The organism is Corynebacterium sp. HMSC072A04, from assembly GCF_001809235.1.
GTDB classification, from domain to species: domain Bacteria; phylum Actinomycetota; class Actinomycetes; order Mycobacteriales; family Mycobacteriaceae; genus Corynebacterium; species Corynebacterium hiratae.
In genome coordinates this window covers 1-230 of the sequence record NZ_KV796795.1, presented here as the reverse complement: position 1 = coordinate 230, position 230 = coordinate 1, and the positions used below count along the sequence as shown (strand labels likewise).

Here is a 230-nt window from a genome sequence, read left to right as displayed (position 1 = left end):
GCCCTGATTTACACCCAGCTGGCCTACGAGATGGACAACCTGTCCTTCCCGGGCATGCGCGATTGGTTCTTCAAGCAGGCAGAGGAAGAGCGCGAGCACGCACAGAAATTTGCTGAGCACCTGCTGGACCGCGGCTACCGCGTCGAGCTGGAGGATATCCAGGTCGGCTCCGTCAAGGCCGCCACCCCGCTCGATGCCTTTGAGGCCTCCCTCGCGCATGAGCAGAAGGT

Annotated in this window: 1 protein-coding gene; it reads left to right on the top strand. The window is 62.2% G+C overall.

Annotated features, from left to right (window positions below; all coding sequences use genetic code 11):
• Nucleotides 1-230 (top strand): ferritin-like domain-containing protein (locus HMPREF2565_RS08295; RefSeq protein ID WP_305764377.1); only part of this gene is annotated, 230 nt, incomplete at both ends.